The 26,567-nt window shown below is 60.2% G+C and carries 28 protein-coding genes and 2 tRNA genes; 6 read left to right on the top strand and 24 right to left on the bottom strand.

The window, feature by feature from the left end:
• Nucleotides 1–45: 45 nt before the first annotated feature.
• A complete protein-coding gene (locus tag ABD903_RS14505; RefSeq protein WP_345225406.1) occupies nucleotides 46–1,167 on the bottom strand; it encodes an SDR family oxidoreductase in 1,122 nt (373 codons plus the stop codon).
• Nucleotides 1,168–1,338: 171 nt separating this feature from the next.
• Between ABD903_RS14505 and ABD903_RS14500 the strand changes: the two genes are divergently transcribed.
• From ABD903_RS14500 to ABD903_RS14490, 3 genes are all read left to right on the top strand, one after another.
• Entirely contained in the window at nucleotides 1,339–2,124 is a 786-nt protein-coding gene (locus tag ABD903_RS14500) for a S1/P1 nuclease (RefSeq protein ID WP_345225405.1), read from the top strand.
• Nucleotides 2,125–2,735: 611 nt separating this feature from the next.
• On the top strand, nucleotides 2,736–3,443 hold the full coding sequence (locus ABD903_RS14495) for a 16S rRNA (uracil(1498)-N(3))-methyltransferase (protein ID WP_345225403.1): 708 nt from the start codon (nucleotides 2,736–2,738) through the stop codon (nucleotides 3,441–3,443).
• A gap of 106 nt (nucleotides 3,444–3,549) precedes the next feature.
• On the top strand, nucleotides 3,550–4,209 hold the full coding sequence (locus tag ABD903_RS14490; protein WP_345225402.1) for a DUF4159 domain-containing protein: 660 nt from the start codon (nucleotides 3,550–3,552) through the stop codon (nucleotides 4,207–4,209).
• 7 nt (nucleotides 4,210–4,216) lie between these two features.
• On the opposite strand, the gene ABD903_RS14485 is transcribed toward ABD903_RS14490, so the two are convergent.
• The 5 genes from ABD903_RS14485 to ABD903_RS14465 form a co-directional block, all read right to left on the bottom strand.
• Nucleotides 4,217–4,813, bottom strand: coding sequence for a hypothetical protein (locus ABD903_RS14485; protein ID WP_345225400.1), 597 nt, complete (start codon nucleotides 4,811–4,813; stop codon nucleotides 4,217–4,219).
• Nucleotides 4,814–4,869: 56 nt separating this feature from the next.
• Nucleotides 4,870–5,766 (bottom strand): methylated-DNA--[protein]-cysteine S-methyltransferase, encoded by an 897-nt coding sequence (locus ABD903_RS14480; RefSeq protein ID WP_345225398.1) that lies wholly within the window; start codon nucleotides 5,764–5,766, stop codon nucleotides 4,870–4,872.
• 130 nt (nucleotides 5,767–5,896) lie between these two features.
• Complete coding sequence (locus tag ABD903_RS14475) at nucleotides 5,897–6,454, bottom strand: 1-acyl-sn-glycerol-3-phosphate acyltransferase (protein ID WP_345225396.1); 558 nt, start codon at nucleotides 6,452–6,454, stop codon at nucleotides 5,897–5,899.
• 33 nt (nucleotides 6,455–6,487) lie between these two features.
• Nucleotides 6,488–7,300 (bottom strand): patatin-like phospholipase family protein, encoded by an 813-nt coding sequence (locus tag ABD903_RS14470; RefSeq protein WP_345225394.1) that lies wholly within the window; start codon nucleotides 7,298–7,300, stop codon nucleotides 6,488–6,490.
• Nucleotides 7,301–7,308: 8 nt separating this feature from the next.
• Nucleotides 7,309–8,157: an MBL fold metallo-hydrolase gene (locus ABD903_RS14465; RefSeq protein WP_345225392.1), complete on the bottom strand. Its 849-nt coding sequence runs from the start codon at nucleotides 8,155–8,157 to the stop codon at nucleotides 7,309–7,311.
• A gap of 110 nt (nucleotides 8,158–8,267) precedes the next feature.
• Here ABD903_RS14465 and ABD903_RS14460 point away from each other — a divergent pair, with 110 nt between their 5' ends.
• Nucleotides 8,268–8,603 (top strand): hypothetical protein, encoded by a 336-nt coding sequence (locus ABD903_RS14460; protein ID WP_345225390.1) that lies wholly within the window; start codon nucleotides 8,268–8,270, stop codon nucleotides 8,601–8,603.
• Between the two features lie 200 nt (nucleotides 8,604–8,803).
• Here ABD903_RS14460 and ABD903_RS14455 read toward each other — a convergent pair.
• A tRNA-Asp gene (locus tag ABD903_RS14455) sits at nucleotides 8,804–8,877 on the bottom strand.
• A 318-nt stretch (nucleotides 8,878–9,195) separates the two neighbouring features.
• Nucleotides 9,196–9,269, bottom strand: a tRNA-Asp gene (locus ABD903_RS14450).
• 263 nt (nucleotides 9,270–9,532) lie between these two features.
• Here ABD903_RS14450 and ABD903_RS14445 point away from each other — a divergent pair.
• Complete coding sequence (locus ABD903_RS14445) at nucleotides 9,533–10,480, top strand: acetyl-CoA carboxylase carboxyltransferase subunit alpha (protein WP_345225389.1); 948 nt, start codon at nucleotides 9,533–9,535, stop codon at nucleotides 10,478–10,480.
• Between the two features lie 82 nt (nucleotides 10,481–10,562).
• Here ABD903_RS14445 and ABD903_RS14440 read toward each other — a convergent pair whose 3' ends face one another.
• From ABD903_RS14440 to ABD903_RS14425, 4 genes are all read right to left on the bottom strand, one after another.
• Nucleotides 10,563–10,970 (bottom strand): ADP-ribosylglycohydrolase family protein, encoded by a 408-nt coding sequence (locus ABD903_RS14440; protein WP_345225387.1) that lies wholly within the window; start codon nucleotides 10,968–10,970, stop codon nucleotides 10,563–10,565.
• 11 nt (nucleotides 10,971–10,981) lie between these two features.
• Nucleotides 10,982–11,680 (bottom strand): ClpP family protease, encoded by a 699-nt coding sequence (locus tag ABD903_RS14435; RefSeq protein WP_345225385.1) that lies wholly within the window; start codon nucleotides 11,678–11,680, stop codon nucleotides 10,982–10,984.
• Between the two features lie 104 nt (nucleotides 11,681–11,784).
• Nucleotides 11,785–12,078 carry a hypothetical protein gene (locus tag ABD903_RS14430; protein ID WP_345225384.1) on the bottom strand — a complete coding sequence of 98 codons (294 nt, stop codon included), beginning with the start codon at nucleotides 12,076–12,078 and terminating at the stop codon, nucleotides 11,785–11,787.
• A gap of 4 nt (nucleotides 12,079–12,082) precedes the next feature.
• Nucleotides 12,083–12,685, bottom strand: coding sequence for an RNA polymerase sigma factor (locus ABD903_RS14425; protein WP_345225382.1), 603 nt, complete (start codon nucleotides 12,683–12,685; stop codon nucleotides 12,083–12,085).
• Nucleotides 12,686–12,946: 261 nt separating this feature from the next.
• Between ABD903_RS14425 and ABD903_RS14420 the strand changes: the two genes are divergently transcribed.
• A complete protein-coding gene (locus ABD903_RS14420; protein WP_345225380.1) occupies nucleotides 12,947–13,168 on the top strand; it encodes a hypothetical protein in 222 nt (73 codons plus the stop codon).
• 78 nt (nucleotides 13,169–13,246) lie between these two features.
• On the opposite strand, the gene ABD903_RS14415 is transcribed toward ABD903_RS14420, so the two are convergent.
• The 12 genes from ABD903_RS14415 to ABD903_RS14360 all read right to left on the bottom strand — a co-directional run bounded on the left by ABD903_RS14415 (nucleotide 13,247) and on the right by ABD903_RS14360 (nucleotide 26,519).
• Nucleotides 13,247–14,329: a DNA polymerase beta superfamily protein gene (locus ABD903_RS14415; RefSeq protein WP_345225378.1), complete on the bottom strand. Its 1,083-nt coding sequence runs from the start codon at nucleotides 14,327–14,329 to the stop codon at nucleotides 13,247–13,249.
• Between the two features lie 61 nt (nucleotides 14,330–14,390).
• Nucleotides 14,391–15,170 carry a nucleotidyltransferase domain-containing protein gene (locus tag ABD903_RS14410; protein WP_345225376.1) on the bottom strand — a complete coding sequence of 260 codons (780 nt, stop codon included), beginning with the start codon at nucleotides 15,168–15,170 and terminating at the stop codon, nucleotides 14,391–14,393.
• A 70-nt stretch (nucleotides 15,171–15,240) separates the two neighbouring features.
• The gene (locus tag ABD903_RS14405) at nucleotides 15,241–16,038 is read right to left on the bottom strand and encodes a class I SAM-dependent methyltransferase (RefSeq protein WP_345225375.1); all 798 of its coding nucleotides are present in this window, start codon (nucleotides 16,036–16,038) and stop codon (nucleotides 15,241–15,243) included.
• Entirely contained in the window at nucleotides 16,013–17,065 is a 1,053-nt protein-coding gene (locus ABD903_RS14400; RefSeq protein ID WP_345225373.1) for a hypothetical protein, read from the bottom strand. The genes ABD903_RS14405 and ABD903_RS14400 overlap by 26 nt, the downstream gene beginning before the upstream one ends.
• Before the next feature lie 28 nt (nucleotides 17,066–17,093).
• Nucleotides 17,094–17,522, bottom strand: a complete 429-nt coding sequence (locus ABD903_RS14395) for a GbsR/MarR family transcriptional regulator (RefSeq protein WP_425555486.1) — start codon at nucleotides 17,520–17,522, stop codon at nucleotides 17,094–17,096.
• A gap of 204 nt (nucleotides 17,523–17,726) precedes the next feature.
• Nucleotides 17,727–18,659, bottom strand: a complete 933-nt coding sequence (locus tag ABD903_RS14390) for a TIGR01777 family oxidoreductase (protein ID WP_345225369.1) — start codon at nucleotides 18,657–18,659, stop codon at nucleotides 17,727–17,729.
• Nucleotides 18,660–18,998: 339 nt separating this feature from the next.
• Complete coding sequence (locus ABD903_RS14385) at nucleotides 18,999–20,441, bottom strand: GH1 family beta-glucosidase (protein ID WP_345225367.1); 1,443 nt, start codon at nucleotides 20,439–20,441, stop codon at nucleotides 18,999–19,001.
• A gap of 244 nt (nucleotides 20,442–20,685) precedes the next feature.
• Complete coding sequence (locus ABD903_RS14380; protein WP_345225365.1) at nucleotides 20,686–21,714, bottom strand: glycosyltransferase family protein; 1,029 nt, start codon at nucleotides 21,712–21,714, stop codon at nucleotides 20,686–20,688.
• A gap of 111 nt (nucleotides 21,715–21,825) precedes the next feature.
• Entirely contained in the window at nucleotides 21,826–22,695 is an 870-nt protein-coding gene (locus tag ABD903_RS14375) for a UDP-2,3-diacylglucosamine diphosphatase (protein ID WP_345225363.1), read from the bottom strand.
• Entirely contained in the window at nucleotides 22,692–22,883 is a 192-nt protein-coding gene (locus ABD903_RS14370) for a hypothetical protein (protein WP_345225362.1), read from the bottom strand. The genes ABD903_RS14375 and ABD903_RS14370 overlap by 4 nt, the downstream gene beginning before the upstream one ends.
• A gap of 165 nt (nucleotides 22,884–23,048) precedes the next feature.
• Nucleotides 23,049–23,813: a hypothetical protein gene (locus ABD903_RS14365; RefSeq protein WP_345225359.1), complete on the bottom strand. Its 765-nt coding sequence runs from the start codon at nucleotides 23,811–23,813 to the stop codon at nucleotides 23,049–23,051.
• 66 nt (nucleotides 23,814–23,879) lie between these two features.
• Nucleotides 23,880–26,519, bottom strand: a complete 2,640-nt coding sequence (locus ABD903_RS14360; protein WP_345225357.1) for a polynucleotide kinase-phosphatase — start codon at nucleotides 26,517–26,519, stop codon at nucleotides 23,880–23,882.
• Between the last annotated feature and the right edge of the window lie 48 nt (nucleotides 26,520–26,567).

Genomic DNA, 26,567 nt, shown 5'->3' with positions numbered 1-26,567 from the left:
CCCGCTAGCTACGGCCAGCGGGGCTTTTAATTGCTTTAAATTATGCTAGGGCAAGTCTTCGCGGCGAGCCTGCGCGTAGCGGTGGTCGTTGCTGGCATAGGTGCCGTTACTGCTGTTTTGTGATGGACGTGCATGTGCGTCTTCTGAGTTGCTACTGGTTCGGGACTTGCTCAACCAGGTGGCCAGGGCTAATCCAGCCCCCAAGGCCAAAGCCGATTTCAGAACCGGGCTCTTGCTGGTTACAACCTCTGTATAATAGCTAGTCTCGCGGGTATGACCGGGGTAGTTGCCGCGTTCCTCTAGGGCGCCCATGGGGCGGTCGAGGGCATTCTGACCGATGGGGCGCGGCGGGTAATCGGCCTTTTCCTGCTTCACGAAGGACTTCTCCATAAACTTATCGAGCAGGGCGGGCGTCCATTGCTCCATGCTGATAAAGGCACGGCCGCCACCGCCTACCACCACGCTCCGCTCGTGGGTGGCGCAGCAGTGCAAAATGGCGCGTGCTACGGTTTCGGGAGCATAAGCGGGCGGTGCGTGCTTGGCTTCGCGCTCCATGTAGTTTTTGGCGTGCACGGGGTACGGCGTGTCAATGGCTGCGGGTTGAATGAGCGTTACCGACACCGGCGCGCCGTCCATTTCCAGCTCCATGCGCAGGCCGTCGGTAAAGCCTTTCACGGCGTGCTTGCTAGCCGAGTAGATGGTTTGCAGAATTGCCGTTACATCCGACAGAATGCTACCCACGTTAATGATGGCACCGCCTTTCTGCTTCAAATGCTTGGCCGCCTCCAACGAGCCATTCACCAACCCCCAGAAGTTCACGTCGAACAGTTGCCGCATGTCTTCGATGGGGGTTTCCTCCACTTTGCCGTAAATGGACACCCCGGCATTGTTCACCCAGGTATCGAAGCCGCCGAAAGTGGTCAGGGCTTTTTGGGCAATGGTGCGGGCCGCGTCGGGCTGGCTAACATCGGCCACGATGTACGTGGCCTTCCCACCTTCTTGCTCAATCTCAGAAACCAGCTGCCGCAATGCGGCTTCGCTGCGGGCCGCCAGCACCAATTTCGCCCCTTTGCGAGCTGCCATGCGGGCCGTTACCAAGCCTATACCGCTGGAAGCGCCGGTAATTACAATAACCTGATCCTTTAGTTTTTTGAGTTTGGTTGCCATTGGTCGTGTAGTTTGGGAATGTACAAGCAAGACCTTCTATACGCCTTTCGAAATCAAGAGGCCGTTTTCCAGGATTATCATTTCACTGAATTTGTTCGGCGGCGGGTTGTTTGCCTACTTGCGCGCCCATTTGCTCCGAAGTGTTTTCGAAGGCAAGCAGGGAATCGTTCCATGCCCGTATTCATCCGCCCCGCGCTGCTGCTGCTGCTCCTCTTTCCCCACCTGGTATTTGCCTGGGGCGCCGAGGGGCACCGCACGGTGGGCCTCATTGCCGAACGCCACCTCTCCCGCAAAGCCGCCCGCCAGGTGAAAGAGCTGCTGGGTTCCGAAACCCTGGCCAGCGTTTCTACTTGGGCCGACGAAGTACGCAGCACGCCCGAGTACAAAAGCACTGCCCCCTGGCATTTCGTTAACCTGCCCTTGGGCTTGGAATTCCCCGCTTTCAATGAGCAGCTGAAGGCCAAAACCGAACCAAACGCCTACCAAGCCCTGAACGACAACATCCGGATACTTACCGATAAGAAGCAACCGCGCGACCAACGCATTGTGGCGTTGAAATTCGTGGTGCACATCGTAGGCGACATTCACCAACCCATGCACATCAGCCGGGCCGAAGACAAAGGCGGCAACGACATCCAGCTGCAGTTTCAGGGCAAAGGCACCAACCTGCACCGCCTCTGGGACAGCGGCCTGATTCAGGTACAGAACCTCTCCTACCAGCAGATGGCCGCCAACTACGACCACCCCGAGAAGCGCACCGCCAAAATCTGGCGCCGCGACCCGATGGAGCAGTGGCTGTTTCAATCGTATCAGCTCAGCACTAAGCTCTACGCCGAAGCCCCCACCGGCACAACCCTGGAGGAGCAGTACTACACCTCGCACATCGAGGACGTGCGCCAGTGCCTGTCGCGGGCTGGTATTCGGTTGGCCGAGGTGCTGAACAAGTCGTTGGATTAACGTCAATACAGCTATCAGCTCTTATTAAGCCGCCAAAGCGCGCTGCCAATAAATTCGGCAGCGCGCTTTGGCTATTAGAAGTAGTACCGAACCTCCGTTCCAGTCACCTCCAGCAGCACAACCTCCGGGGCGCCTTCGGGCGCCAGCAGCACTGGCTTCTGCAGTGTAGTCGAAACCAGTTGCAGGTAGGCTAGCAGAGCTTCATGATCTGCTGGTTGCTGAAAATCGGCAGGATGAACGTCACTCTGGATTTCTCCGCTCCAGAGGAAATGACAATTCACCGTGTAATCCCTAATCTTGATTTTAAGGACGCTCCACTCTAGCTCGTCTGGGTTCTCCCACTGCCTGAGTAATACCGCGAAATCAACTTTGTCCTCCGTTCGATCAGCCGGTCAGTTATGAAATTCTACCGCATAGGTTTTATTGACTAGTCCGACCCACCGACGCCAGTCCTCAACGGTGGTATCCAGCACGTGCAAGTAGAGTAACGATCCATCGACGACGTATACTTCTTCCTTAATCCGGTTCCAGTTCATGGCTAATTAATAAAGTAGTGCTGATGCAAGATAATCGGCACACTCCGCGTCGGCGGACGGACCTACCTTTGCCCCATGCCCCACACCTTCTTCGCTCCCGACCTTTCCGGCTCATCTTACACCCTGCCCGAAGACGAAAGCAAGCACGCCGTGCGCGTTCTGCGCCTGCGAGAGGGTGACGCAGTGGAGCTGCTTAACGGCCGCGGTGGCGTATTTCAAGCCGAAGTAGCTGTGGCCGAAGCCAAGCGCTGCCAGTTGCGCATCGTGGGCGAGCAGCAGGTGCCGCGCCGCCCGTACCAGGTGCACGTAGCCGTGGCGCCCACCAAAAACCTCGACCGCATGGAATGGCTGGTGGAAAAAGCCACCGAAATCGGGGTTGAACGACTGTCGTTCCTACGTTGCGCCCGCTCCGAGCGCCGCGACCTGAAGCTGGACCGCCTCGAACGAATTGCCGTGAGTGCCCTTAAACAGTCGGGCCAGGCTTGGCTACCCCAGTTCGACGAGCTTACCGATTTTGCCTCCTTCGTGCGCACCGTGCAGCCGGCTACCGCGTTCATTGCCCATTTGGCCGAAGGCGAACGGACCGCGCTGGCCCAAGTAGCGGCCACAGGCACCGAATGCTGCATCCTTATCGGTCCCGAGGGCGACTTTACCCCCGAGGAAATAGAGCTGGCGCTGGGCCTCGGTATTCGCCCGGTAACGCTGGGGAATTCACGCCTGCGTACCGAAACCGCGGCGCTGGCGGCCTGCCACACCGTACACGTGGTGCGGGAATTATCGTAGCGCTACATTGTTAGCCTAATGCGCCTCGAAAGAAGCAGTTTACTCCCGAGAGTTGATTTAGGCTGCTGAATAGGAGCCTGCTAATTATTGCGAAAACCACCCATCGATGATAAAGAACTTACTTTTGCTGCTGGTCCTGCTGCTGCCTCTCTCGGCCGCCAGCCCGAGCTACAGCTTTAAAATAGCGCGCCTGCAGTACGGCGGCGGAGGCGACTGGTACGGCAACAAAACCTCCTTGCCCAACCTGATTCGCTTCTGTAACCAGACGCTCAAAACCAACATTGCCCCCGACGAAGCTACCGTAGAGCCCGGTTCAGCGGAGCTGCTGCAATACCCGTTTGTACACCTCACCGGCCACGGCAACATCACCTTCACCGATGCCGAAGCCAAAAACCTACGGCGCTACCTCACCGGCGGCGGCTTCCTGCACATCGACGATAATTACGGCCTCGACAAGTTTATTCGGCCCGAAATGAAGAAGGTATTCCCCGAGCTAAGCTTCGTGGAACTGCCCTTTTCCCACCCCATCTACCACCAGAAATTCGCTTTTCCCAAGGGCCTGCCCAAAATTCACGAACACGACGGTGGCCGGCCCCAGGGCTTTGGCCTGATTTACAAAGGGCGCCTGGTGTGCTTCTATAGCTACGAATGCGACCTGGGCAACGGCTGGGAAGACCCCGAAATCTACCGTGACCCAGTGGAAAAGCATGAGCAAGCCCTGCGCATGGGCGCTAACCTGCTGGCGTACGCCCTCACGCAGCAATAGACTGCCCTCAAACCTCGAACCGCCGCTGCAGCACCTCGGATAAAATGAACGCAGTGCGTACATCGGCGGGGTTGTGCAGGCGGCGCGCAATGCTGGCCCCCGTAGCAACGGGCGCTACGCGGGGCTCGGCCGCTTTCCGGCTCCAATAATCTTCGTTGCCGTGGGCCACGCTTACGCGCGGCAGCGTATCGGCACGCCGGGCAATGGGCTTTTGCCTTTCCTGGCTGCGGGCAGGTCGGTCCAAGGCGGCTTCCTCCAGGCTTTGAGCGGCGCGTTTGGGTGCTTCCAGCGTGCGGGTTTCTCGCGCTACTTCGCGGGGAATGGGTCGGTTTCCCGGCGTGGTTTCAGGCGTGGGGGCAGTTGGAGCCGCAGTTGTCGCCTGACCGCGTCGGTTTTGCTCCTTCATTTGCTGCAGCAAGTCGTCGAACGATGGGGCACTGGGCGGCCGCACCGGCCGCGAGGTGGGGCGCTGGTCGCCGGGCAGCGGCAATTTGCGTTCCTGAGCCTCGCGGCGCATGGCCTCCCGGGCTTTGCGCACCATGCTGATTACAAACACAACTATCCCGAGGAGGATAAAAAGCAGGGTTTGCAGTTTTTCGGGCATGACGCAGGAAGCTTGATGGTAGGCGGAACTCCGAAAACAGGTGCCGGGCCGTTAATCTACGCGAATTGGCCGGCTTGCAGCTCGGTTTGAGCCATTTCCCAACCTATTATGGCCTTTTTGGTGGTGGAGCCCCAGCGGTATTCACCCAGCACGCCTTCCTTTCGAATTACCCGGTGGCAGGGAATCAGGTACGCCACAGGGTTTGCCCCCACCGCCGACCCGACCGCCTGCAGGGCTTTGGGCTGCCCAATGGCCTGCGCAATGTGCTGGTAGCTAACCAGCTGCCCCAACGGAATGCGCAGCAACGCCTCCCATACTTTCACCTGAAAATTAGTACCCCGCACCAGCAAATGCAGCGGTCGGCTAGGCGTAGTGGCAAATGCCTGCCCCAGTAAGGGTGCAGTTTGGGCTGCATCGTTTACCAGTGCGGCTCGGGGCCAGGCCTTTTGTAAATCAGTCAGGGCCGCTTCGGGAGAAGCTGCACCTAGCAGCGCCAGGCTGCAGATGCCGCGTTCGGTAGCAGCCAATAGGGCCGGGCCAAATGGCGTTTCGTGCACGCCGTAGCCAATTCGCACGCCTTCGCCCCCGGTGCGGTACTGCTGCGGGGTTACCGCTTCCAGCGTCACGAACAGGTCGTGCAGCCGTGATGGAGCCGAAAGCCCGGCCGCCTCGGCGGCTTCGGCCAAGCTACCAGCCTCGGCTAAGCGCGCCTTTAGGAAATCGGCGGTTAGGTATTGCACAAAGCGCTTGGGGCTGATGCCGGCCCATTCGCTGAACAGCCGCTGAAAATGGAACGGACTCAGGTGCACGGCGGCGGCTACGTCATCCAGGCTCGGCTGGCGGCGGAAATTTTCCTCCAAAAACCGGATAGCCTGGGCTACACGCTGGTAATCGGTAGCGGCTGGTGCCTCGGGCACAGCCGTAAACGTGGGTGGGAAAAGCGACGTTTGCATACCGGTAAAACTACGCGCGGATATCCCCTTGCCCCAACCCGATTCTTGCGGAGTTGTAGAACCCCAATTGCTCCCTAATGGCGCTTCTGGTACCCCAATAGGTCAGACCCGCTCAAACAACCAGTGCAACTTACCGAACTCCCTGCTCTGGATAACGGCCTTTTTTAGTGCGGTAAAAGCTCTGAATGGTTTCCAGATCGGCTTCGTAGTTGCCGGTGGGATAAACTGCAGGACCCACGCCGGCCTCCTTTTTCTCGTAATCGAGGTAGCCCAGCAGAATGGGTACGCCCGCGCCTACGGCGGCGTGGTAAAAGCCTTTGCGCCAGCGCGGCTGATATTTGCGCGTGCCTTCGGGCGTAACTAGGATTATCAGCTCCGGATTCTGCTTGAACAGCTCGATCATGGTTTCCACCGTGCTGTTGTTCTTGCTGCGGTCGATAGGCAGCCCGCCCAGGCTCAGGACGAGCTTGCCCAGGATTGGTATTTCGGTCCACTCCTTCTTGATGGTCAGACGCACGTCACGGCGCATCAGGAAAAACGCGGCGCGGGAATATATAAAGTCCCAATTGCTGGTGTGCGGTGCCGCAATCATGACGCCCTGCCGGATGTGAGCAGGGATGCCGGAAGCCAACCGCCAGCCCGTAATTTTAAACCAGAACTTCGAAAACGCCAGCCAAAAGCTGTTCATACGCAGGGGCAAGAACCTTGGAAAAGCTCAAAATTAGGCAAAATCCCCGGTTGGCGAGGGTTTTTCGAGCAACGAAACCAACGCTCCGGCTTGTGCCAGCGTGTACCGGTACCCTATTTCGAAAATGGCCGCCGCGTGCCGCAGATCCAGCACGCTGAACTGCCGCAGCTCCTGCGGCTGCAGCACCAGTTCGCAACGGGCCAGGCGCGGCGCCACATTGGTGCTAATAGCCAGAAAAAAAGTGCGCTCGGCCACGTGACGCATGGTGGTAATGGGCGCTTCCATGTTCAGCACGTTGGTGTGCACCCCCACCACGGCCAGCTCGGGGCGGTTCAACAAGGGTTCCACGGGCAGGTTATTCAGCAGGCCGCCATCCACCAGTACCCGGTTTTGGTATTCCACGGGCTGAAAGAGCACGGGCACCGCCGATGTACCCATCAGCGCCGGTAACAAGGGGCCTTCGTGAAAATACACCGTTTCGCCGGCGGCCAGATCGGTAGCAGCCAACGTAACGGGAAAGCGCAAATCGGCAAAGGTGTGGCTGCCGGGCAAATGCGCCGCAATCAGCTGCTCCAGCACCGAAACCCGCACCAATCCGCGCCCGAAACCCGGCCGCAACATGCGTAAAAAACGGGTATCGGTAAGCAGGCGCAGCACCTCGCGTGGTGGAACACCGGCCGCGTAGAACACCGCCGCCAGCGCCCCCGAACTCACGCCCGAAAGGCGCCCAATGGGCAGTTGAAGCTCGTCCAAAGCTTCCAACACGCCTAGATGCGCAATGCCACGCGCCGCGCCGCCCGACATGGCCAAACCCAAACTGCGGCGAAAAGGAGTAGCTGTTTCCACCAGCCCGCTTACAGGTCGGCCAACCGCAAGGTTTCGGCCAGACGTATGCCGCGGTCGGTTCGCGTCACGGTGCAGGCCTCCACTTGCGCATCGTGTTCGAACACCAGTACCCAGTTTTCGGCGGCAGCCCGTTCAAGCAGCTGCTCTTTTTCGCTAAGGGTTTGCAGAGGGCGCACGTCGTAGCTCATCACGTAGGGCAACGGCAAATGACCCGCCGAGGGAATTAAATCGGCTGTAAACACCAGCGTACGGCCTTTATACTCCATTACGGGCAACATCATTTGCTCGGTGTGCCCATTCACGAACACCAGGTCGCGCAACATGGGCAGAGCGGCGCCAACACCGGCACCGGACTCCAGGAAACGCAGCTGCCCGCTCTCCTGAATGGGCAAAATGTTCTCCTTTAGAAAAGAGGCCTTTTCCCTGGCATTGGGCTGAACGGCCCAGTCCCAGTGGGCTTGGTTCGACCAATACGTGGCATTGGGAAAGGCCACCTGCAGCCTGTCGTCCGCGGTGCGCTCCACGGCGCCGCCGCAGTGGTCGAAGTGCAAGTGAGTAAGCAGCACATCGGTTACATCGGCCGCCGTAAAGCCCTGCTTCCGCAGCGAGCCTTCCAGCGAATCGTCGCCGTGTAGGTAGAAATGCCCGCGAAATTTGGCGTCCTGCTTGTTGCCGATGCCTGTATCGACCAGTACTAAGCGGCCAGCGTCTTCTATGAGCAGACAGCGCAATGCCCAGGTGCACATGTTGTTGTCGTCGGCGGGGTTTAGCTTGTTCCAAAGCGACTTGGGTACCACGCCAAACATGGCGCCGCCGTCGAGCTTGAACAGGCCCGTATCGAGGGAATGAATGTTCATGGACGCAAGATGCGCAAACCTGTCAACCCGCTCAACTATTGCCCCGGCTAATACGCCCCTCCCGCTTTTCGCAGTGAATAAGCCGCGGCGGGTTCATTCATCACATGATTATGTGGTACCTGCGTGCCGCCGGGCTGCGTTATATCCCTGTTTATCATCTTACTGCAATGGCTATGCACGACGAATACCTACTGGAAATCGGTTTCGAGCCCCTGCCCTATGCTTCGCAATGGCAAACTACCATGTACGTTCACCGGCATACGGCCCGCGACGGTGCACGCCTCTATTTATCCGTTCCCCGAACCGCCTCTGCAGCAGCTGGTAATCTTTCCGATGCTTCGGAGGAATTGCAGCTGGCAGCAACCGTAAGGGCATTTTTTCAGAAGCACGGAGGCCGAATGGCTGCGCCGCACCCAGCTGCGCTGGACTTAGTAGCCGTGGCGTAACGGAGTGCCGTTCATGTTAGCCTTAGAGCTTGACCAAGCCAGTCCATACGGGTTGGCTTCGGTCACGCTCACTTAGCGCCACCTTCCCGGCCGACCAAGCACGCTGCACCGTAACGCAACTTAATAGTTGTTTAGGCCTGCATAAAGCGTGTAGGGTGTAAAAACGAAAAAGCCCTTCGGAATACACCGAAGGGCTTTTGCGGTCCGGACGGGACTCGAACCCGCGACCTCCGCCGTGACAGGGCGGCATTCTAACCAACTGAACTACCGAACCAGGCTGCAATGGCCGGGGCGTTTCCCCGATTGCGCTGCAAAGGTAGAAGTGCTTTTTGAATTTGCAATCGAAAAGGAGCTGTATCGAAGGAAAAAGACAGGCCTCGCCGATTTTAATTCATGTTAATCGTTTCTCCAGGCTTGATAATCAGTCACAAAAGCCGAAAGAAAAAAATTAACTCCTTTCCGCCAAAGCGAAGTTTAAAGCCCATACCCTGCTGAAACGCTGGTGCCCGTCGGATTTGCGGGCAATTTTAGCCAAGCTGAAACTGTTACAAACCGAAAGAGGCCCTGCAACTTGCGTTACAGGGCCTCTTTGCGGTCCGGACGGGACTCGAACCCGCGACCTCCGCCGTGACAGGGCGGCATTCTAACCAACTGAACTACCGAACCAGGCTGCAATGAGCCGGGGCGTTTCCCCGATTGCGCTGCAAAGGTAGGCTGCTGTTTTGGCCCCGTGCAAGTCGGCGCCTTACAATTTTACGCAATCGGGTATCTTACCACCGGTTATTGCTGATTAACAACCACAAAAAATTTACCTCTTCCGCGCAAAAATAGCCGCCTCAAGCTTGCGTTGGTTCGTGTACCTTTGCCATCCTTCATTTCCCACCGTTTAAGAACGACTGTGCGGTGACCACCCGCCGCCCTGTTTGGCTATGCTGCTCGACTTCGAACAACCCATTGCCGCCCTCGAGGGCAAACTCCGCGAGATGCAGAAACTGGCTCAGGAAAGCCAAGTTGATGTATCGGAAGCCGTAGAGGCGCTGGAGGCCAAGATCAAGGCCCTCAAAAAGGAAACCTACGCCAACCTTACCCGTTGGCAGCGGGTGCAGCTTTCGCGCCACCCCGACCGCCCCTACACGCTCGACTACATCGAGGGCATGACCCAGAAGTTCATCGAGTTGCACGGCGACCGTACCGTGGCCGACGACAAGGCCATGGTGGGCGGTTTTGCCGAGCTCGATGGCCGCACCGTGATGTTTATCGGCCAGCAAAAAGGCCGCAACACCAAGCAGCGGCAAATGCGCAATTTCGGCATGCCCAACCCCGAAGGCTACCGGAAGGCACTGCGGCTGATGAAGCTAGCCGAAAAGTTCGGCAAGCCCATTGTAACCCTCATTGACACGCCCGGTGCTTTTCCGGGCCTGGAAGCCGAGGAACGCGGACAAGGCGAGGCCATTGCCCGTAATCTGCGTGAGATGTTCATGCTGAAGGTGCCGGTTATCTGCGTCATCATTGGTGAAGGGGCCTCGGGTGGAGCCCTGGGCATTGCCATCGGCGACCGGGTGATGATGCTCGAAAACACCTGGTACTCGGTAATTTCACCGGAATCGTGCTCCAGCATTCTGTGGCGCTCTTGGAACTACAAGGAGCAAGCCGCCGAAGCCCTCAAGCTCACGGCCACCGACATGCTCAAGGCCGGCTTGGTCGATAGCATTGTGAAAGAACCGCTCGGTGGAGCCCACACCGACCCCACCAAAATGATTCAGCTGCTGAAAAAGACGCTGACCAAATGCCTCGACGAACTGGAAGCCCTACCCGCCGATGAGCGCATTTCGCAGCGCATCGACAAGTTTGGCAAAATGGGCGTGGTGGTAGAGTAGTTGGCAGTTAACGGAGCCTGTTTGCTGGTCACGAAACCATTTCTGAATACCGAAAAAGGCCCTACAGATACGTAGGGCCTTTTTATGCACTAACAACAGCAGCCATGCGTGCGCACAGGTCCTCGATATCGACCCGGCGGGCTAAAGTTGACCGCCACTCTTCGGGAATTGCCGCCTCGCCGTAGTACAAGCCTGCTAAACCGCCTGCCACGGCACCGGTGGTATCGGTATCGTCGCCGAGGTTAACAGCAGCCAGTACGGGTTCGGCGTACGTGTTATGGCGCAATAAGCACCATAGAGCTGCTTCCAACGTGTGTAAAACGTAGCCGCCACTTCGGATGGCTTGCTGGGGAAAATCAGCCAAAGAGCCGGTCAGCAGGTAATCTAACTGCCGCTTATCCGACTCCGCTGCATTAAGCTGCACCAGTTTTGCTGGTGCCTCAGCACACAATTGGGCGTAATCTTCAGCAGGGGTTTGACCGGCTAGCAAGGGCTACTCTCCTACTGTGTTTTTGGCTCTAGCACCTCATCGATGAGGCCGTATTCCTTGGCTTCGTCGGCGCGCATCCAGTAGTCACGGTCCGAGTCGTCGTGAATTTGCTGAAAGGTTTTACCGGTACGCTCGGCATAGATGCTGTAAAGTTCCTGGCGCAGCTTCACTACTTCGCGGGCCGTTATTTCAATATCAGCAGAAGGCCCTTGCACGCCGCCCGAAGGTTGGTGAATCATGACGCGGGCATGGAGCAGGGCTGAGCGTTTCCCCAAGGCTCCGCCGCATAACAAAAACGCACCCATGGAGGCGGCCAATCCGGTGCATATGGTGGCTACGTCGGGCCCCACGTACTGCATGGTGTCGTAAATGCCCAGGCCGGCGTACACCGAGCCGCCGGGCGAGTTGATGTAGAGCAGGATGTCCTTCTTGGCGTCGGCCGACTCGAGGAAGAGCAGTTGGGCGTTAATGATGTTGGCGATGTTGTCATCGACAGCCTGGCCCAGGAAAATAATTCGGTCCATGATCAGGCGGGAAAACACGTCAATTTCGGCGAAGCGCGTGGGGCGCTCCTCAATCACGGAGCGCGTCATGCCCGTGACGAAATGGCGGCTCTGGCCTTCGACGTGGTGCAGGTACTGGTCGACGCCCAGGCCGTTCAGGCCCTGGCCTTTAACGGCAAATTTGCGGAATTCCTGTTTGTTCAGCATGTGGTGAGGAGCTTGAAAACGTGACGAAACCTACGGGCACAGTAGTAGCGGCGGAGCGCCGTTCAGCGGCCCGTAATCTGTGAAAGAGGAAAAAGGATTAACGCCTAGCCAGGTGAGTTAAAGCGCGGCCAGCGCAGCAGCACGGTGCGTATCCCGGCTGTAACGGCGCTAAACCAGCCGGCGCGGCGCCGGCCGTACAGCCGCGCATGAATGATGTTCAATTCCTGCCGCAACTGGCGTTGCCCGGCCATGTGCAGCGCCTGGTACAGCTGACGCTGCGCCTCGGCATCGGCGGCTAGTGTGGGGTCGAGGCGCAGCTCTTGCTCCCAGGTGGCCGCCGGCTCGGTGCCCGTAAGCAGCTGCTCAATGCGCCGGAGTCGTTCGAGTTCGGGACGCATGGCTTCAGCGGCTTGAAGGGGTAGAAACAGCGGCCCGCACGGCGGTGCGTAGCCGCTCCAGGCACTTGAACTTTTGCACCGTAGCCGAGCGGGTGCCGGCGTAGCCGTGCTCGGTGGCTATCTGGTCGAGCGGCTGCTGGAAGTAGTAAAAAGCGAGCAATATGCTGCGGCACTTAGCGCCCAATTGCGCCACGTAATCCAGTACCGAAATGCTGTCCTGAGGTACTGAAATTTCGGGCTCTGCAAAAAGCTGAGCAGTATTTTCGTCGGTCAGCTCGGTGGGCCGGTACCGGTTGCGGCGCGCCAGCTCCCGGTGCCAGAGGTTACGGCAAACGGCCACCAGGTAGGTACTGGGGGCAGCCGACAAATGCAGCGTACCGGCTACGGTTTTCTCGTAGAAAACCACCAGCCCATCGTGGAAAACATCTTTGGCGTCCTGTTCCGCGCCGCCGTGCCGCAGCACGTGGCGGCGCACCATGGGAAAAGTGCGTTGGTAGAGGCGCGTGAGGGTTTGCTCCCGGTTGGTGAGTAGCGCATGGCGCCATTCGGAAACAGAGCAGGCCGTGGGGGTGGGCGCAGGCGCTGGCGTTAATTCGAGGAGTTTCATGGTAGCCGATTTGGTACTCATTAATCCGAATCGGAATCAACTATCACCGCCTATGAACCGGCTAGCCATTGATTCTGCTTTGCGCAAGCGTCGGGCACAGCAGGAGATGGTTGCGCACCACGGTAATTTCTACGGCTCATAGGCGCATTATCTTTTCCGGGAACTTTGGCACAATGCTAAGAAAAAGCCTTGCGGCTACGGAATTACACAATTCCTGGCCCGTCACTTGAGTTATAAGCGCGAACCAACCCTGTTTCCGTCATGTTTCGCATCCTGCTACTCGTTTGCGCCCTCCTGATTTTAGGTGGTTCGCAGCCCACGATGGCCGCCCGGCCCAGCGCCTACGCCAAGGCTAAAATGAAGGGAAAAATGTTTACGCACCGCCCCGTTTATAAGAAGTACAAAAGCAAAAACCGCCACCGCCGCAGCCGCGTGGGCAAGCTACTTCACCCACGCATTGCGCAGCGTACGGCCCGCTTCTAGCGCAATCGAGTATTCAGGACAGCCCGTTGTTTTGCCGGATGGCAGAGCAACGGGCTTTTTTGCACGCTGCCGTAGTGCCTATTTATTTCCCTGGCCGACATAAAATGCTTGCCGGGTTTTTACCAACAGCGCCTCCACGGCGGCGCGGTCGGGCTCGTCGGGCAGATGCGAAGTGGCAAAGGCAGCATCTACGCGCTCCACCAATTCCTCGGCCTGCACTACTAGATCGGCGTACTCAAACTCTCCGCGCCGAATCTGCAGCAGAAATTCCCGATTGGGCCGGCGCACGCGCAACTCGCCGTGCAGGGCAATTTCCTCGGCCATTTGCAGCAGCCGAAACACGTGCAGCATATTCTTGGCGTCGTAGTTTTTGCCGTGCTGCACGGTGTTTTGGTAGCGTTCAGCGTTGCGCTTCTGTACCCAGTCCCAGTACTCGCGGTACACGCGGCAGGAAGTGCTGTACCCATTGCGGTTAAACGAAAGGTAGGCCACCGGTTCCTCCCCCTTTGGCACGGCGGAAAGCTGCACGTCCTGCGACGTTTCCGGGTCGCGAACGAGGCCGCGGTATCCCAGCAGGGCGTTCGGAGTGCGGTCCGCGAACAGGGCGTAAAGGTCGGTGAGATGGGATACGTTGGCCAGGCCGCACTGGTCAGCGGTGAGGTTTTGCCGCTGCAGCCACTTCTCAACGGGCATGGCACCGGCGCCCGCCGTCACGTAGCAGAAATCCAGCACCGTTTTGCGGGCGGGCGGCTCGGGGTTGTTGATTTTCTTGTTCAGGCCTTTTGCCTTCTTAATCTGCGCCACGGCGTAATCGGCGAAGGTTTGGCGGCAGAGCTTGGAGAGGAACAACTCGGGCTGAAACGCCTCGAACAGCGGGTGGCACTGCATTACGCAATCGGCGGGTGTGGCCAGCAGCTCCAGCACGTTGGGGTTGTTTTTAAGGGCCAGCTCCACAAAGCGGCGCAGCTCGTAAAACACCTCGTCGTTGGTGGCGTTGGCTACCTGCGGAATGTAATCGAGGCCAAGGAACTGCTCTTCGGGCAGCACAAACACGCCTTTCAGGTCGGTATCGGAGTGGGCGAGGTTGGTGCCGTAGGCACGGCTGCCGCTCACGGCCTCGAAGAGGATGAGATGTTGGGCGCGCAGGTCTTGGATGGTCATTAGGCGCGGATAGGGGTTGCTTGCAGAGGTGCGCTGAGGTTTTCGCGGAGGGCTGATCAGCTTAAAACGTGGTTTGGAGCATATGCTGGAACAGAGTGTTTAGCTCGGTTGTAGGATTATCCTGGCTCGGGCCCGATAACGCGTTGCGAGCTGCTTGGCCGGCGTTGAACTCGGTTTGGAGAAAAGCCAGCAGCTGCGCGGGCTGGGGCACCACGGTTTTCTCGTTGGCGCTGGCTTTGCGGCGCAGCAGCTCGTCTACTTCGGCGTTCAGCTCTAAGGGCAGCAGCTCACGCAACAAGGCAAACTCCATGGGCGGCAGTGTGTGCCGCTCCCGAAGCCAGCGGGCGGCCAGCGCCGAGCGCAACGCGTAAAACAGCCGTTTGAGCCGTACTTCCTCCCCTACTAGGTCGCTTTCGAGCCCGCGGCGCACCAGCCCCAGGTAATGGTGCAGAGCCGCCTGGGGCCGAAAGCAAGCCGGCAGCAGCGGCTGCACTTCTGCCCGAAAATGCAGCGCCTCGTGGTACACCACCGGCGACTGCAGCCACTCCAGCAGCGCCGCGTTTGAGCCGCGCAGCAGGCGCAGGGTTTTGCGCAACTCCCAACCGCTCAGGTCCAGCTCGTCATCGATGGGAAATTCCAGCGTGTCGCGACCTTCGTCGAGGCTCAGGTACCACTGCGGGGGGTGGCAATAAATGAAGCGCACGTCGTAGTCGCTGTCGGGGGAAGGGAAACCCCAGGCCCGGCTGCCCGACTCGCAGGCGTACAGCACTCGAATGCCGTGGCCGAGCTCCAGATTGCGCAGCGCCGCCGCTACGCGCGGGCCCATTGAAGTATCGTTCATAACCGAAGTTTGGGCCAAAGGTGCTTAACGCAAACGTTTTCCGGACAGTCAACTGGAAATACTCGCTTAGCTAGCACGCTGACGTCGTTTCGGTCCGGCAACCTACCAAGGCCGTAGCGCAACCCAACAGCAGCGGTACCTGCCGCACGTTTTCGAGACCGGCGACATGAAAAGCGCCCTCTACGGCATCCAGGTTCGAGAATTGCTGCGCGTAGTACGGGAGGTAGCGGTGCATGGCCGCCCTGCCCCTGCTCAGCCACACCGCCAAGGGCAGCACCGCCCCTATGTAACGCCCGAACGCCCACCGCAGACACCCCTGCCGGGGCAGGGTTAGCTCTACCAGCACAAAGCTGCCCCCGGGCCGCAGCAGCCGCTGCACCTCGCGCGCCAGCGCCTCGTATTCCGCGGCAGCCAGGGTTTTTAGTCCGAATCCGCACACCACGGCATCGGCCATGGCCGCGGGCAGCGGACAAGCCGTGGCATCGGCGGGGTAGAGCATTACGCGGTCAGAGTAGCCGTCCGTGTTTCTGCGCCGGGCCGCGTGCCCTAGCATTGGTCCCGAGAAATCAACCGCGTGCACCTGCGTGCCCGCACCTATTCTTGGCCGCAAAGCCGTCCACATTTCGCCTGTGCCGGTCATTAAATCCACGATACTTCCCAGCGGGCCTCCGGGCAACAGGGCCACGGCCTGCCGCCGCCATACTTGCGTGAGGCCGAGCGAAATAAGCTGCTGCCAGCGGTAGCTCCCGGCCAACTGATCGAATAAAGCTCGTACAAACCGAGGCTGGTAAAAATCGGCGTCGGTGACTTGCTCGCCGGGTGCGGTGGGGCGGGTGTGCCGGTCAAAGGCGAGGCTGCGCAGGGGCATGTTCGGCTTGGGTTTTAATGGCGTGTAGCACGCGGGCGTGCATATCATCGAGCAGGTAGTCGCTCCATAGCTGCCAGTAGGCCCGGGGGCCCATGCTGTGGAGGTACACCGTGCGGCCTTCCAGTAACGTACTGCCGTCGGGCTGAGCAAGCAGGCGAAACGTGCCGCTTTCCACTTGAAAGTAGCCGTGCAGGTGCGGGGCGTGAATGCGCGGGTATGGGCTTAGCTCCTTCATGGGCGCCGGCGTTTCGGGAACAGTGAATTGCAGTTCCTGGCTTGGTTTCCAGACGGTAATAGGCAACCGGGCCTTGCCTTGCGAATAGGTGCATTCGAGCACGCGCTGCCCGTTGGCCGCAGGCTTCAGCGCAGTGCGCGTGGGATAGGCCACGCCCGCCTTGAATAGCGGCCCGACTTTCGCCGGGTATTGCACGGGCTGGGTAATTACCTGCCAAACCGCGGCGGGTGCGGCTTTTATGTGCACTTGTGTTACTACTTCATGAGGCGCGGCCGGAGCTTGGTTTGCAGCCTCGTAGTGCTGCCCCACCGGGTAGAGCACCACCACCGTGGCCAACACCGACATGCGGCTTCCCTGCCCCAGCGTTGCGCCCAGGAACTGCCCGAACACCGAGCCAACGGCGCCCATCAACAGCGCGAACGGGGCCGCCATGAGCACGCAGATAACGCCTTCCAGGGCCGAGAATACCAGCAAGGCCAACGTGGTAAGCACGGCCAGCACCACGGTAACCCCACCCGCTACCCTAAAATTACTGCCTGCCTTTTGCGGATTCAGCGCCGTGAAAATCGTGCTGGCGGCCATTCCACAGATAAAGGGCGACGCCATGAACAGCATCATGCCGTACTGCCGGAAAGCATTGGTAGAAAGCGCCGTAAGTCCGGCGCAGAGCACGGCCGTGGGCACCACGGCCAGCACCACGCACCCTCGTTGGGTAGTGGTAAGCCAGGTTTTGAAGGACGAGGGCTCCGCACCGGATTCTTCGGGCTGCGGGGTAAAGTCGGCGGGTTCCATACGCGGGGCGTTTAGGAGGTGAGCGACACTACATGAAAAGCTTCAGGAACTTGTCCCAGAACCAGCTGCGCTCGGCCTGCATCAGGCGGGTAAGCACGCGGTCGGCATTGTCGGCCAGCTGCTGGATGTCGGTAAGCGTGCGGTGATAGGCCTGGAAAGCCGGGTCGTTGGGGTCGCCGGGCAGGGTGGCCAGTTGGTCGAGGCTGCGTTTCATGGCGTCTAGCTCGCGGCGCTTCCGCTCCCGAATCACGCAGCGCGTAACCTGCAGCATGTCCTTTTCGGCCACGAAAAACTCGCGCCGCTCGCCTGGGCGCAATTCCTTGTACACCAGTCCCCAATCGAGCAGCTCGCGCACGTTCATGCTGGCGTTGCCGCGCGAAATCTGCAGCTGCGCCATCAAATCCTCGGTGCTCAACGCCTCGGCCGATACCAACAGCAAGGCGTGAATTTGTGCCATGGTGCGGTTAATACCCCAGCCTGCCCCAGAGGTGCCCCAGGTATGGATGAATTGTGCCTTCGCCTCGTCCAGAGTCATATTATGCGTTGCTGCCAAAGCAGCTTAAAGGAGATGGTGAATTGGTCTTCAGCAAAGGATTTTACTAGATCGGGTCTGATTATGAGATGCCCGCGCAGAAGGCCACCGCTTTTGCCGTGCAGCAACTCAGCGTTGCGGCGGACCAAAAATGCGCCGCAACGAGCCCCGTAGGTGCGGGTAGTCGAACGGAAAGCCCTGCTCCCGCAACACCCGCGACACCGCGTAGCGCCCCGTCAGCACCAGTTCGGACTCGGTGCCCAGCAGCCAGGTACCCAGGCGCACCAGCGGCGCCGGCCCCGGCAGCCCCACCGGTGCCCCCACGGCCCGGCGCAGCTCGCGCATGAATTCCACGTTCGATACCGGGTTAGGTGCCGCTGCGTTAATAACGCCCGCAACTTCGGGTTGCTCTTCCAGCCAGTCGATGAGGCGGCAAAAGTCCAGCTCATCGAGCCAGGTAATACCCTGGTTTCCGTGCCCAATGGTTCCGCCCAAGCCCCAGCGCACCACCCGCAGAAACGGCTCCAGCACGCCGCCCGGTAGCCCCAGCACCAGCCCAATGCGCAGGTACACCTTGCGGGTACGCGGCGTATCGACGGCCGCAAAAGCGGCTTCCCACTGCCGGCACACTTCGGCCGAAAAGCCGGTGCCCAGGCGCGGGTCGTGTTCGTCGTGCTCCTCGGGGCCCGCGTTGCCGTAAATGGCGGCCGAGCCGGCGTTGATCCACAGTGGCGGGGGCGCGGCGCACGCGGCCAGCACTTCGCCCAATACCCGCGTGTTTTTTACCCGCGAGTTAATTATCTGGCGCTGGTTTTCGGAGGTGTAGCGGCAGTTCACCGTGCGGCCCGACAGGTTAATAAGCAGGTCGCACCCGTCAACTTCGGTAGCCCACTCCCCTGCCGAAGTGCGCCCATCCCAGGCTACGTAGCGCACATTGTCGTGCGGGGCGCGGGCTTGGCGGGTCAGCACCACTACTTCCACGGGCTGGTGCTGGTAATGCCGTTGCAGGCACTGACCTAAAAAACCTGTTCCACCGGCAAGCACAATGCGTTTAGGCTTCATAACACGGGCCTTCTTAAGCTGACAGAAGACTGTTCTGCCTTGTATGGCCCAAATGTATCATTTGTTTCAATAATTATTGAAAGTTTAAAAACTCAAAAGCACATTTCATACAAGTCATTGAAAATCAAACCATGTTATTCTCTACAGTCTGCCCAACAACTTCATTCATCAGCTAACTCAACCTGCTTTGTTTTGGCAGAAGGTTGGAGAGCCAAGCCACACCCGAGCTGTGTAGCAGTATCGGCGTAGGAAACACTAGGGGCGTATCTCTTTAAGAACTAGCCTCAAACTATTGAGACGCGACGTATCACGCTCTACACCGGGCGTCGGGGCCTGCCGCTACCAAACGCGTTGCTGGGGTTGGCTATCCACCGTCTCACCGGCCAGCAACCGGCTGTACCAGAGGCCGGAATCCTTCACGATGCGTTGCTGCGTTTCAAAATCGACGCGCACCAAGCCAAAACGCGGCGCGTAGCCTTCGGCCCACTCGAAGTTATCGGTAAACGACCACGCGAAGTAGCCCTCCACGGACACACCCTCCCGGCGGGCCCGCAACACCTGACCGATGGCGCTTTGCAGGTAGGCTTGGCGGGCGAAATCGGGCACGCGGCCGTCGGGGGTGACTTCGTCGGGGAAGGCAGCACCGTTTTCGGTGACCAGCAGCCGCGGGGCGTTGGGGTAAGCGGCAAACTGCCGGAGCATGTGGTAGAGGCTTTCGGGGTATACCTCCCAGCCCATGGTGGTATGCGGCACGCCGCGTTTGGCGGCGCCCACCAGCGTGGCCCACAGCAGGGGCACGTACGGCGCGTAGCGCACCACTTCGCGGGTGTAGTTCTGCACGCCCAGGAAGTCGAAGTCGAACGGCAGGCGGTCCAGGTCGCCGGGCTTGATGTAGCGGTCCAGCCAGCCGAGGAAGGGTAAATCGGCCACGGGGTAGCCCAGGCCGAGGGCGGACTCCACAAACAGGCGGTTCAGGAGGGCATCGGCGCGGCGGGTGGCGCGCTCGTCGCGGGGCAAGCCGGGGCGGGCAGGCGTTACATAAGAGCACGAAAACGTGGTGCCGATTTGCGCGGCGGCGGGCAGAGCCGCGCGCAGGGCGCGGCCGCCTTCGGCCTGGGCCAGCGCGGCGTGGTGCGTGGCGGCCAGAAACGAGCCCAGGCCGCGTTTGCCGGGCGCGTGAATGCCCAGGAAATGCCCGGCCCCCACAAACACCATCGGCTCGTTGAGCACCATCCAGTTGGTTACCCGGTCACCGAGGCGCTTGGCCATTAGTTCGGCATAATCGGTGAACCAGCCTACCACGGCGCGGTTTTGCCAGCCGCCGCGCTGCTGCAGGGCCAGCGGCAAATCCCAGTGGTAGAGCGTGAGCCAGGGCGTAATGCCGCGCTCCAGGCAGCCGTCGATCAGCCGGTCATAAAAGCCCAGGCCCTTCGGGTTCACGGCGCCGGTGCCCTCGGGCAGCACGCGCGACCAAGCTGCGGAGAAGCGGAAACTGGACACACTAAGCTGGCGCAGCAGGTCCAGATCCTCGGGCCAGCGGTGGTAGAAGTCGGAGGCCACATCGGCGTGTTCCCGGCGCTTGATGCTGCGACGGCCGCGCACGAAAGCGTCCCAGATGCTGGGGCCTTTGCCGTCGAGGTTGTGGGCGCCCTCGGTTTGGTAGGCCGCCGCCGATACGCCCCAGTGAAAGTTCGGGCCAAAATCGGCGCAGGAAAAGGCGGCGGGCGTGGTCGGCGGAAAGAAGGCGGGCGGCAGGCCGGCGGGCAGCAAAGGGTCGGTCATTCCGCTTGAAACGGCGCGTTGAGGCGAATGGGTACTTACTGGGAACCTGGGGTTCGGCAGAGCCTGCGTTGGGCCGACTTGTGGAGGTTGACTCATTGGTATTGATAAGTTCCACAACCACTAGCCGGTTAGAAATCGGGATAAGCGGTGCTAATGATGACCACCGTCAGCAACGATTGTCAACCACCCCAGCCCCCGCTAAAGCGGTGGCGTCCCCTCCTCATCTGAGGCGGGGAGTTTGGGGTCATGCCGACCGCAGCGCCAGCGGCCGAACGCCGGCGGGGAGCTGTTCAAGCAGCAGCTGATCGATAATTGAGGCGGTTTCGTCGGGGTAATCAACGGGGATGGACTGGCCGTTGTGCAGCCAGTTCTCGAGCTTTTCGAGGTGTTTATTCTTCAAGCTTTTAACCACCGGCACGCCCAGCTGAGCCAGCGCGGCGGCGTTGCAGGTTTGCTCGTACTGGTTTTTCATGGGCACCACCAGCAGCTTCTTGCCCAGGTACAAGGCTTCGGCGGGCGTTTCGAAGCCGGCGCCGCAGAGTACCCCGGCGCTGCGGGCCAGGCTGTCGAGAAAGGCGGCACCGCTCACGGGGCGTACGCGCACGTTGCCCACGGTGGTTTCCTGCTGGGTGTGCTTGCTGAACACCTCCCAGGGCGTGACGCGGCTGAGGTGACGCAGGCGGTCAATCAGGGTTTCTTCGTCGAAAGCCGGCAGGTATACGGTGTAGTGGCCGTCGTTGCACGGAACCAGTTCCCGTACTTGCCGGCGGATAACGGGCGTAAAAATGCCGGGGGCGTAGCGGGCGAAGTGAAAGCCGTACTGCGCCGTGGTGGGCGCGTAGTGCTGCAATATTCCCTGGCCCAACACATCGGGCACCACCGGTTGCGGGGCGGCCGGGTGCAGCACGGCGCTCTGGTGACTCAGGGCCACGCAGGGCACGTCGCGCAGCCGACAGGCCCAGGCCGATACGGGCTCAAAGTCGCTGATAACCAAATCGTACTCCTTGACTGGCAGCATGCGCATTTCGCGCAGGAAGGAAGTAGAATCGAGCTGCCAGAAGGTTTCGAGGAAGTTGATACCGCCCTTTCTGCCGAACACGAAACCCATGCCGTGGCAGCGGAAGCGTACCGAAAAAGGCAGCGGCAGGTCGTTCGGCGGACCGCTTACCAGCACGTCGAGGCGCTCGGCGCGGGCCTGAAGCAGCGGCACTACATCCAGGGCCCGGGCCAAATGGCCGTTGCCGGTTCCTTGAATGGCATAAAGGATTTTCATGTATTAGCTGCTGATTTTCTATCGACTTGCCGCTCTCGAATGCACTAAGAAAGCCTTACGTGGCCCTTGTATTTAGCTGACTTTGGCTCTGGCAATGCGTGCTTTTCTGGCTCAAACCCGGAGGTTAAATTCGGCCAGCAGGCCGCTGAGCAGCTCGGCGGCGGGGGCATCGGCGGCGAGGTCGGCGGCGTCGGTTTGGGGGGCGGGCTGCTGCATGGCGGGGTCGTCGGCGTAGCGGTAGAGGCGCCAGCCGGCCTCGGCGGTGTATTCGAGGGCGGTGAGGTTTTCCACCCAGTCGCCCGAGTTCAGGTAGGTCACCTCCCCTTGCGCGGTGCGCAGGGGCCGGATGTCGGGGCAGTGAATGTGCCCGCAGGCCACGTACTGGTAGCCTTCGTCGATGGCAATGGTGGCGGCGGTCAGCTCGAAGTCGCTGACGAGGCTCACGGCGCTTTTCACGCGGTCCTTCACGGCTTTTGACAGCGCCACGCGCGGGCGACCCAGCTTCTGCAAGCCCCAGTTCACGAAGCGGTTGATGAGAATCAGCAGGTCGTAGCCTTCGGCCCCCAGCTTGGCCAGCCAGCGCGAGTGGCGCATGGTTACGTCGAACACGTCGCCGTGGAACAGCCAGGTTTTACCGTGGGGCAGCTCCAGCACCAGCTTGTTCTGAATGCTGAACCCGCCGAGGCGCGTACCGGCAAACTTGCGCAGCAGCTCGTCGTGGTTGCCCGTGAGGTAGTAGATTTTGGTGCCTTTGGCCGACAGCCCGGCCAAGTGGCGCACCACCCGCATGTGGGCGGCGGGCCAGTAGCTTTTGCTGAACTGCCAGATATCCACGATGTCGCCGTTGAGCACCAGCACCTTGGGCCTGATGCTTTTGAGGTAGCGGAGCAGCTCGGTGGCGTGGCAGCCGTAGGTGCCCAGGTGCACGTCGGAAACAACGGCTACGTCGAGGCGGCGCTTGCGGGCGCGGCGGCCCGTCATGCGGCGCGGAGCGTAAAGCGCACCGGCCGCGCGGGCGCCCAGTAATGGCGGCCGGCGCCGTGCAAACCGCGGCGCCAGGCCGAGAGGGCACCCAGCAGGTAGGCCAGCAGCAAAACCGCCTGGAAGAGCGCGTAGAGCAGCTCGCGCAGCCAGAAAACGGGGTTCGAGGCAATCAGAAAACGGTTCATAACCGAGCAGGTTGATTCCACTTTCGAAATACGCTTTGGGCCGTTATGCGGTGATGTTGCCGCCGTTACGCTTGCGTCATGGTTTCATGACGGACAGGTTACGGCGGCTGGCGAGGTAGACGCCAAAGCATTTGCGGACTGCCGATGAGCAGACGCCCGGGTAACCTATGGTTTTACGAAGCGCTGCCCGTTGAATCTGAGCACACCAGTTTTAGGAGCAGTTGGATTCAAAAGCCCCAACCGCTTCAAAAGCTGGTATTGCTCGTCTTCAGGTCCATCAGAGTCGAAACTGAACGGGGACGCCTCCAGAATTAGCTTCTGCTGGCGGGCGTCAAATTCCATCCATACGTTGCACAAATCCAGACTGGCCCGCTTGCCGAAGGCGGGTGTGTCGAGCAGCAAATAGTCACCCTTCAGTTGCACGACCTGCGCTTGGTTTCGCGTGCAACCTGCACTTCCTTTCTCTGTCCCGAGCAGCAGATACAGCGTTCGGCCTGGGCTGTTCAGCCGGCGAACCTTGAAAAACGACGATTGAATAGCAGGAGCAAAAGCAAACAGCTTCCCCGCTTGGTTTTTCCATTGCATGACGGGAATACTAATTGCGCCACGGGAATTACCCGAATCGTAGACGAAAGTGTAGACTTTGAAACCGTTTGCATCCTTGGAGTCTACAGACAAATGGAGTCCGAGCGTTTGGGCTTCGGCCGCTGAGAGGTCATACCTCTTCAGGTAGGTTACTAGCTTTTTGGTGGTGCCTTCAATCAAACCACTGCCCTCCCCATTCTTGTCTTCCCGCTTGATTATGGCTATATTTTTCTTCAGCTCGGCAGCTGAAGAGTCGGTTGTACTGGCCTGTTGCGCAAAACCAATTGAAGCACCAGCCAAGAGCCCGAGCACTATTATGCCTCTGCATACCACTTTTCTTACCATAAGTCTACACTAACCCTGCTGGGGATTTTTCGTAAAGGCAAAAAACCGCAGGCGCCCAAGCTGGCGTTACAGCCGCGGGTCCACGGCCTCGCTCTCCAGCGCCAGCACGCCGAACACGCATTGGTGCACCTCGCGCAGCGGGGCGCCGGCCACGAAGCGTTCCAGGCCTTCCACGCCGAGGGCGAATTCGCGCAGGGCGAGGTTTCGCTTGCCCTTCACGTTTCGCTCGCGCAGGCGCTCCAGGTTGCCGGGCAGCAGGTAATCGGGGCCGTAGATGATGCGCAAGTACTCGCGGCCGCGGCATTTCAGGGCGGGCTGCACCAAGTTTTGGCGGCCGCCGGGAATGAAGTCGTAGGGCTTCACCACCATGCCTTCGCCGCCGGCCGCGGTGAGGGCGGTCCACCACTGGGTGGCGGCTTCCACGTCGGCAGAGTCCTGCAGGTGAACCACGCGGTAGGGCGTGGCGCGTAGCAGGCTTTCGTCGGCCAAGCACACGGCGCGCAGGGTTTCCATGTGCCAGGCGTGGTCCTTGTCGAAGTAAGTGCAGCCTTCGGTGGCGAGCAGGTGGAAGGGCGCCAGGCGCAAATCGGCGAGGCTATCCACGGGCCAGCAGTAGCGGCGGTAGGCATCGGCGTAGTGCTGGGCGGCGGTTTGGCGGGCGGTGGTGCGGGCCAGCAACGCCTCCACGCCATCGAGCCCGCGGGCGGCAGCTTGCGTGAGCACGGCCGCGGCTTCAGGCAGGGCGGCAGTGGCGGCGGCCGCAACGGCGGCGTACTGGTTGCGGATCAGCTCCTGGGCTTTGGCCGACCACGGCAACAGCTCCGCATCGAGGCACAGCCAATCAGTCTGGAACTTCTCCCAGAAACCGGCCTTGGTCAATGCCTCCTGCAGGCGCTCCAGAAATGCAGTTTCCAGGGCGACATCGGTGAAAAAGTTGCGGCCGGTGCGGGTGTAGCACTTGCCGGGCCCCTCGCCTACTACGCCAAAACGGCGGCGCGCGGCGGTTTCATCACGAGCCAGTACCAGCACCACGCGGCTGCCCATGTGCTTTTCTTCGCACACCACGCGCTCCAGGCGCTGGCGGCGAAAGTAGTCGAAAGCTTCGGCGGGGTGCTCCAGCAAATCGGGCAGGGCGCTGGTTTCCGAGGGACTCATGGTGGGCGGCAGGTACAGCAACCACTTCGGGTTCAGGGCAAAACGGCTCATGACTTCCAGCGCGGCCACGGCGTTTTCCTCCCGAATGGTAACCGAGGGCAGCAGGCGGGTTTTGATGATTTGCTTGCCGGTAACGTCGCGAATGTCGAGCAGGTCGTCGTGCTGCTGTTGGGCGGTGAGTTGAGTTGTCAGCTGCGAGTTGTCAGTTATCAGTTCGTTTTGCGACTCGTAGCCGCCTTCACTGGCAACTCGTAATGGGCGCACCGGCTCGCAGTACACCTGAGCAGCGGGCACGGTTACCAGCTCCCGCTCGGGGTAGCGCAGGGCCGTGAGGCGGCCGCCAAATACGCAGCCGGTATCAATGTCGATGGTGTTGTTGAGCCATTCGGGCTCGGGGACGGGCGTGTGGCCGTACACCACCATGGCGCGGCCGCGGTATTCCGAGGCCCAGTTGTAGCGTACGGGCAGGCCAAATTCGTCGATTTCGCCGGTGGTTTCGCCAAACAGCGCAAAGGCCCGCACGGCGCCCGAACCGCGGCCCTGCATTTCCTCGCGCATGCCGGCGTGGGCTACCACCAGCTTACCACCGTCGAGCACGTAATGGCTCACGAGGCCGTCGAGAAACTGCCGCACGTGATTCTTGAACGTATCCGGCTCGGCGGCCAGTTGCGCCACGGTTTCGGCGAAACCGTGTTTTTCGGCCACTTGCTTGCCATTGAGGTAGCGCAGCAGCTTGATGTCGTGGTTACCGGGGACGCACAAGGCCTGGCCGCCCTGCACCATGCTCATAACCAGGCGCAACACCTGCGGCGAGGCCGGCCCGCGGTCGACCAAGTCGCCGAGGAACAGGGCGCGGCGGCCGGCGGGTGCCGTTACGCGTACGCCCAGGTCGCGCACGTCCTGCACGGGCTCGGGTTGTACTTCGTAGCCCAATTCGAAGAGCAGCTCCACCAGCTCGTGGTAGCAGCCGTGCACGTCGCCGATGATGTCGAAGGGGCCGGAATCGTGCTTGCGGTTGCTGTAGAGCGGGTCGCGCACTATGGCCTGCACGGCATCAATTTCCTCCGGTCCGTGCAGGTGGTAGAGGTGGCGGAAGCCTTCGGCCTTGAGGGTTTTGAGGCTGCGGCGCAGCTGCTGACGCTGCTGGGGTACCACGTGGCGGCCCAGGTGCTGGCGTTCGGCGCGGAGCTGGTTGCGGTCTTCGGCTACCCGGTCAGGTACGTCGAGAACAATGGCCACGGGCAGCACGTGGTAGTCGCGGGCCAGCTGCACCAGGATTTTGCGGGCCTCGGGCTGCACGTTGGTGGCGTCTACTACCGTCAGCAAACCGCGCTTCAGGCGCAAGCCCACCAGGTAATGCAGCAAGGCAAAGGCGTCGGGCGTAGAAGTCTGGTCGTTTTCGTCGTCGGCAACAAGGGCGCGGCAGTGGTCCGAGGACACAATTTCGGTAGGCCGGAACAAGCGCCGTGCAAACGTGCTCTTCCCCGCGCCCGAGGTGCCGATGAGCAGAACAAGGGAGAGTTCGGGGACGCGTAAGGAAGCTAAGGGCATAAATTAATGAATAGGGAAAGAACAGTTAGGAGAGAAAAACTGGCAGTG

Source organism: Hymenobacter koreensis (assembly GCF_039541855.1).
Classification (GTDB): Bacteria; Bacteroidota; Bacteroidia; order Cytophagales; family Hymenobacteraceae; genus Solirubrum; species Solirubrum koreensis.
This window is presented reverse-complemented; position numbering and strand designations above follow the sequence as displayed.

Excerpts from the sequence above, each read along its gene's own strand:
- ABD903_RS14480 (WP_345225398.1), bottom strand. The coding sequence starts at position 5,766 with ATGCAAACGTCGCTTTTCCCACCCACGTTTACGGCTGTGCCCGAGGCA.
- ABD903_RS14495 (WP_345225403.1), top strand. The coding sequence starts at position 2,736 with ATGCCCCACACCTTCTTCGCTCCCGACCTTTCCGGCTCATCTTACACC.
- ABD903_RS14375 (WP_345225363.1), bottom strand. The coding sequence starts at position 22,695 with ATGACGGGCCGCCGCGCCCGCAAGCGCCGCCTCGACGTAGCCGTTGTT.
- ABD903_RS14400 (WP_345225373.1), bottom strand. The coding sequence starts at position 17,065 with ATGGAACCCGCCGACTTTACCCCGCAGCCCGAAGAATCCGGTGCGGAG.
- ABD903_RS14460 (WP_345225390.1), top strand. The coding sequence starts at position 8,268 with ATGTGGTACCTGCGTGCCGCCGGGCTGCGTTATATCCCTGTTTATCAT.
- ABD903_RS14380 (WP_345225365.1), bottom strand. The coding sequence starts at position 21,714 with ATGAAAATCCTTTATGCCATTCAAGGAACCGGCAACGGCCATTTGGCC.
- ABD903_RS14420 (WP_345225380.1), top strand. The coding sequence starts at position 12,947 with ATGTTTCGCATCCTGCTACTCGTTTGCGCCCTCCTGATTTTAGGTGGT.
- ABD903_RS14485 (WP_345225400.1), bottom strand. The coding sequence starts at position 4,813 with ATGCCCGAAAAACTGCAAACCCTGCTTTTTATCCTCCTCGGGATAGTT.
- ABD903_RS14425 (WP_345225382.1), bottom strand. The coding sequence starts at position 12,685 with ATGAAACTCCTCGAATTAACGCCAGCGCCTGCGCCCACCCCCACGGCC.
- ABD903_RS14405 (WP_345225375.1), bottom strand. The coding sequence starts at position 16,038 with ATGCCCCTGCGCAGCCTCGCCTTTGACCGGCACACCCGCCCCACCGCA.
- ABD903_RS14360 (WP_345225357.1), bottom strand. The coding sequence starts at position 26,519 with ATGCCCTTAGCTTCCTTACGCGTCCCCGAACTCTCCCTTGTTCTGCTC.
- ABD903_RS14390 (WP_345225369.1), bottom strand. The coding sequence starts at position 18,659 with ATGAAGCCTAAACGCATTGTGCTTGCCGGTGGAACAGGTTTTTTAGGT.
- ABD903_RS14430 (WP_345225384.1), bottom strand. The coding sequence starts at position 12,078 with ATGCGTCCCGAACTCGAACGACTCCGGCGCATTGAGCAGCTGCTTACG.
- ABD903_RS14415 (WP_345225378.1), bottom strand. The coding sequence starts at position 14,329 with ATGACCATCCAAGACCTGCGCGCCCAACATCTCATCCTCTTCGAGGCC.
- ABD903_RS14500 (WP_345225405.1), top strand. The coding sequence starts at position 1,339 with ATGCCCGTATTCATCCGCCCCGCGCTGCTGCTGCTGCTCCTCTTTCCC.
- ABD903_RS14410 (WP_345225376.1), bottom strand. The coding sequence starts at position 15,170 with ATGAACGATACTTCAATGGGCCCGCGCGTAGCGGCGGCGCTGCGCAAT.
- ABD903_RS14370 (WP_345225362.1), bottom strand. The coding sequence starts at position 22,883 with ATGAACCGTTTTCTGATTGCCTCGAACCCCGTTTTCTGGCTGCGCGAG.
- ABD903_RS14385 (WP_345225367.1), bottom strand. The coding sequence starts at position 20,441 with ATGACCGACCCTTTGCTGCCCGCCGGCCTGCCGCCCGCCTTCTTTCCG.
- ABD903_RS14435 (WP_345225385.1), bottom strand. The coding sequence starts at position 11,680 with ATGCTGAACAAACAGGAATTCCGCAAATTTGCCGTTAAAGGCCAGGGC.
- ABD903_RS14475 (WP_345225396.1), bottom strand. The coding sequence starts at position 6,454 with ATGAACAGCTTTTGGCTGGCGTTTTCGAAGTTCTGGTTTAAAATTACG.
- ABD903_RS14395 (WP_425555486.1), bottom strand. The coding sequence starts at position 17,522 with ATGGCACAAATTCACGCCTTGCTGTTGGTATCGGCCGAGGCGTTGAGC.
- ABD903_RS14465 (WP_345225392.1), bottom strand. The coding sequence starts at position 8,157 with ATGAACATTCATTCCCTCGATACGGGCCTGTTCAAGCTCGACGGCGGC.
- ABD903_RS14505 (WP_345225406.1), bottom strand. The coding sequence starts at position 1,167 with ATGGCAACCAAACTCAAAAAACTAAAGGATCAGGTTATTGTAATTACC.
- ABD903_RS14445 (WP_345225389.1), top strand. The coding sequence starts at position 9,533 with ATGCTGCTCGACTTCGAACAACCCATTGCCGCCCTCGAGGGCAAACTC.
- ABD903_RS14365 (WP_345225359.1), bottom strand. The coding sequence starts at position 23,813 with ATGGTAAGAAAAGTGGTATGCAGAGGCATAATAGTGCTCGGGCTCTTG.
- ABD903_RS14490 (WP_345225402.1), top strand. The coding sequence starts at position 3,550 with ATGATAAAGAACTTACTTTTGCTGCTGGTCCTGCTGCTGCCTCTCTCG.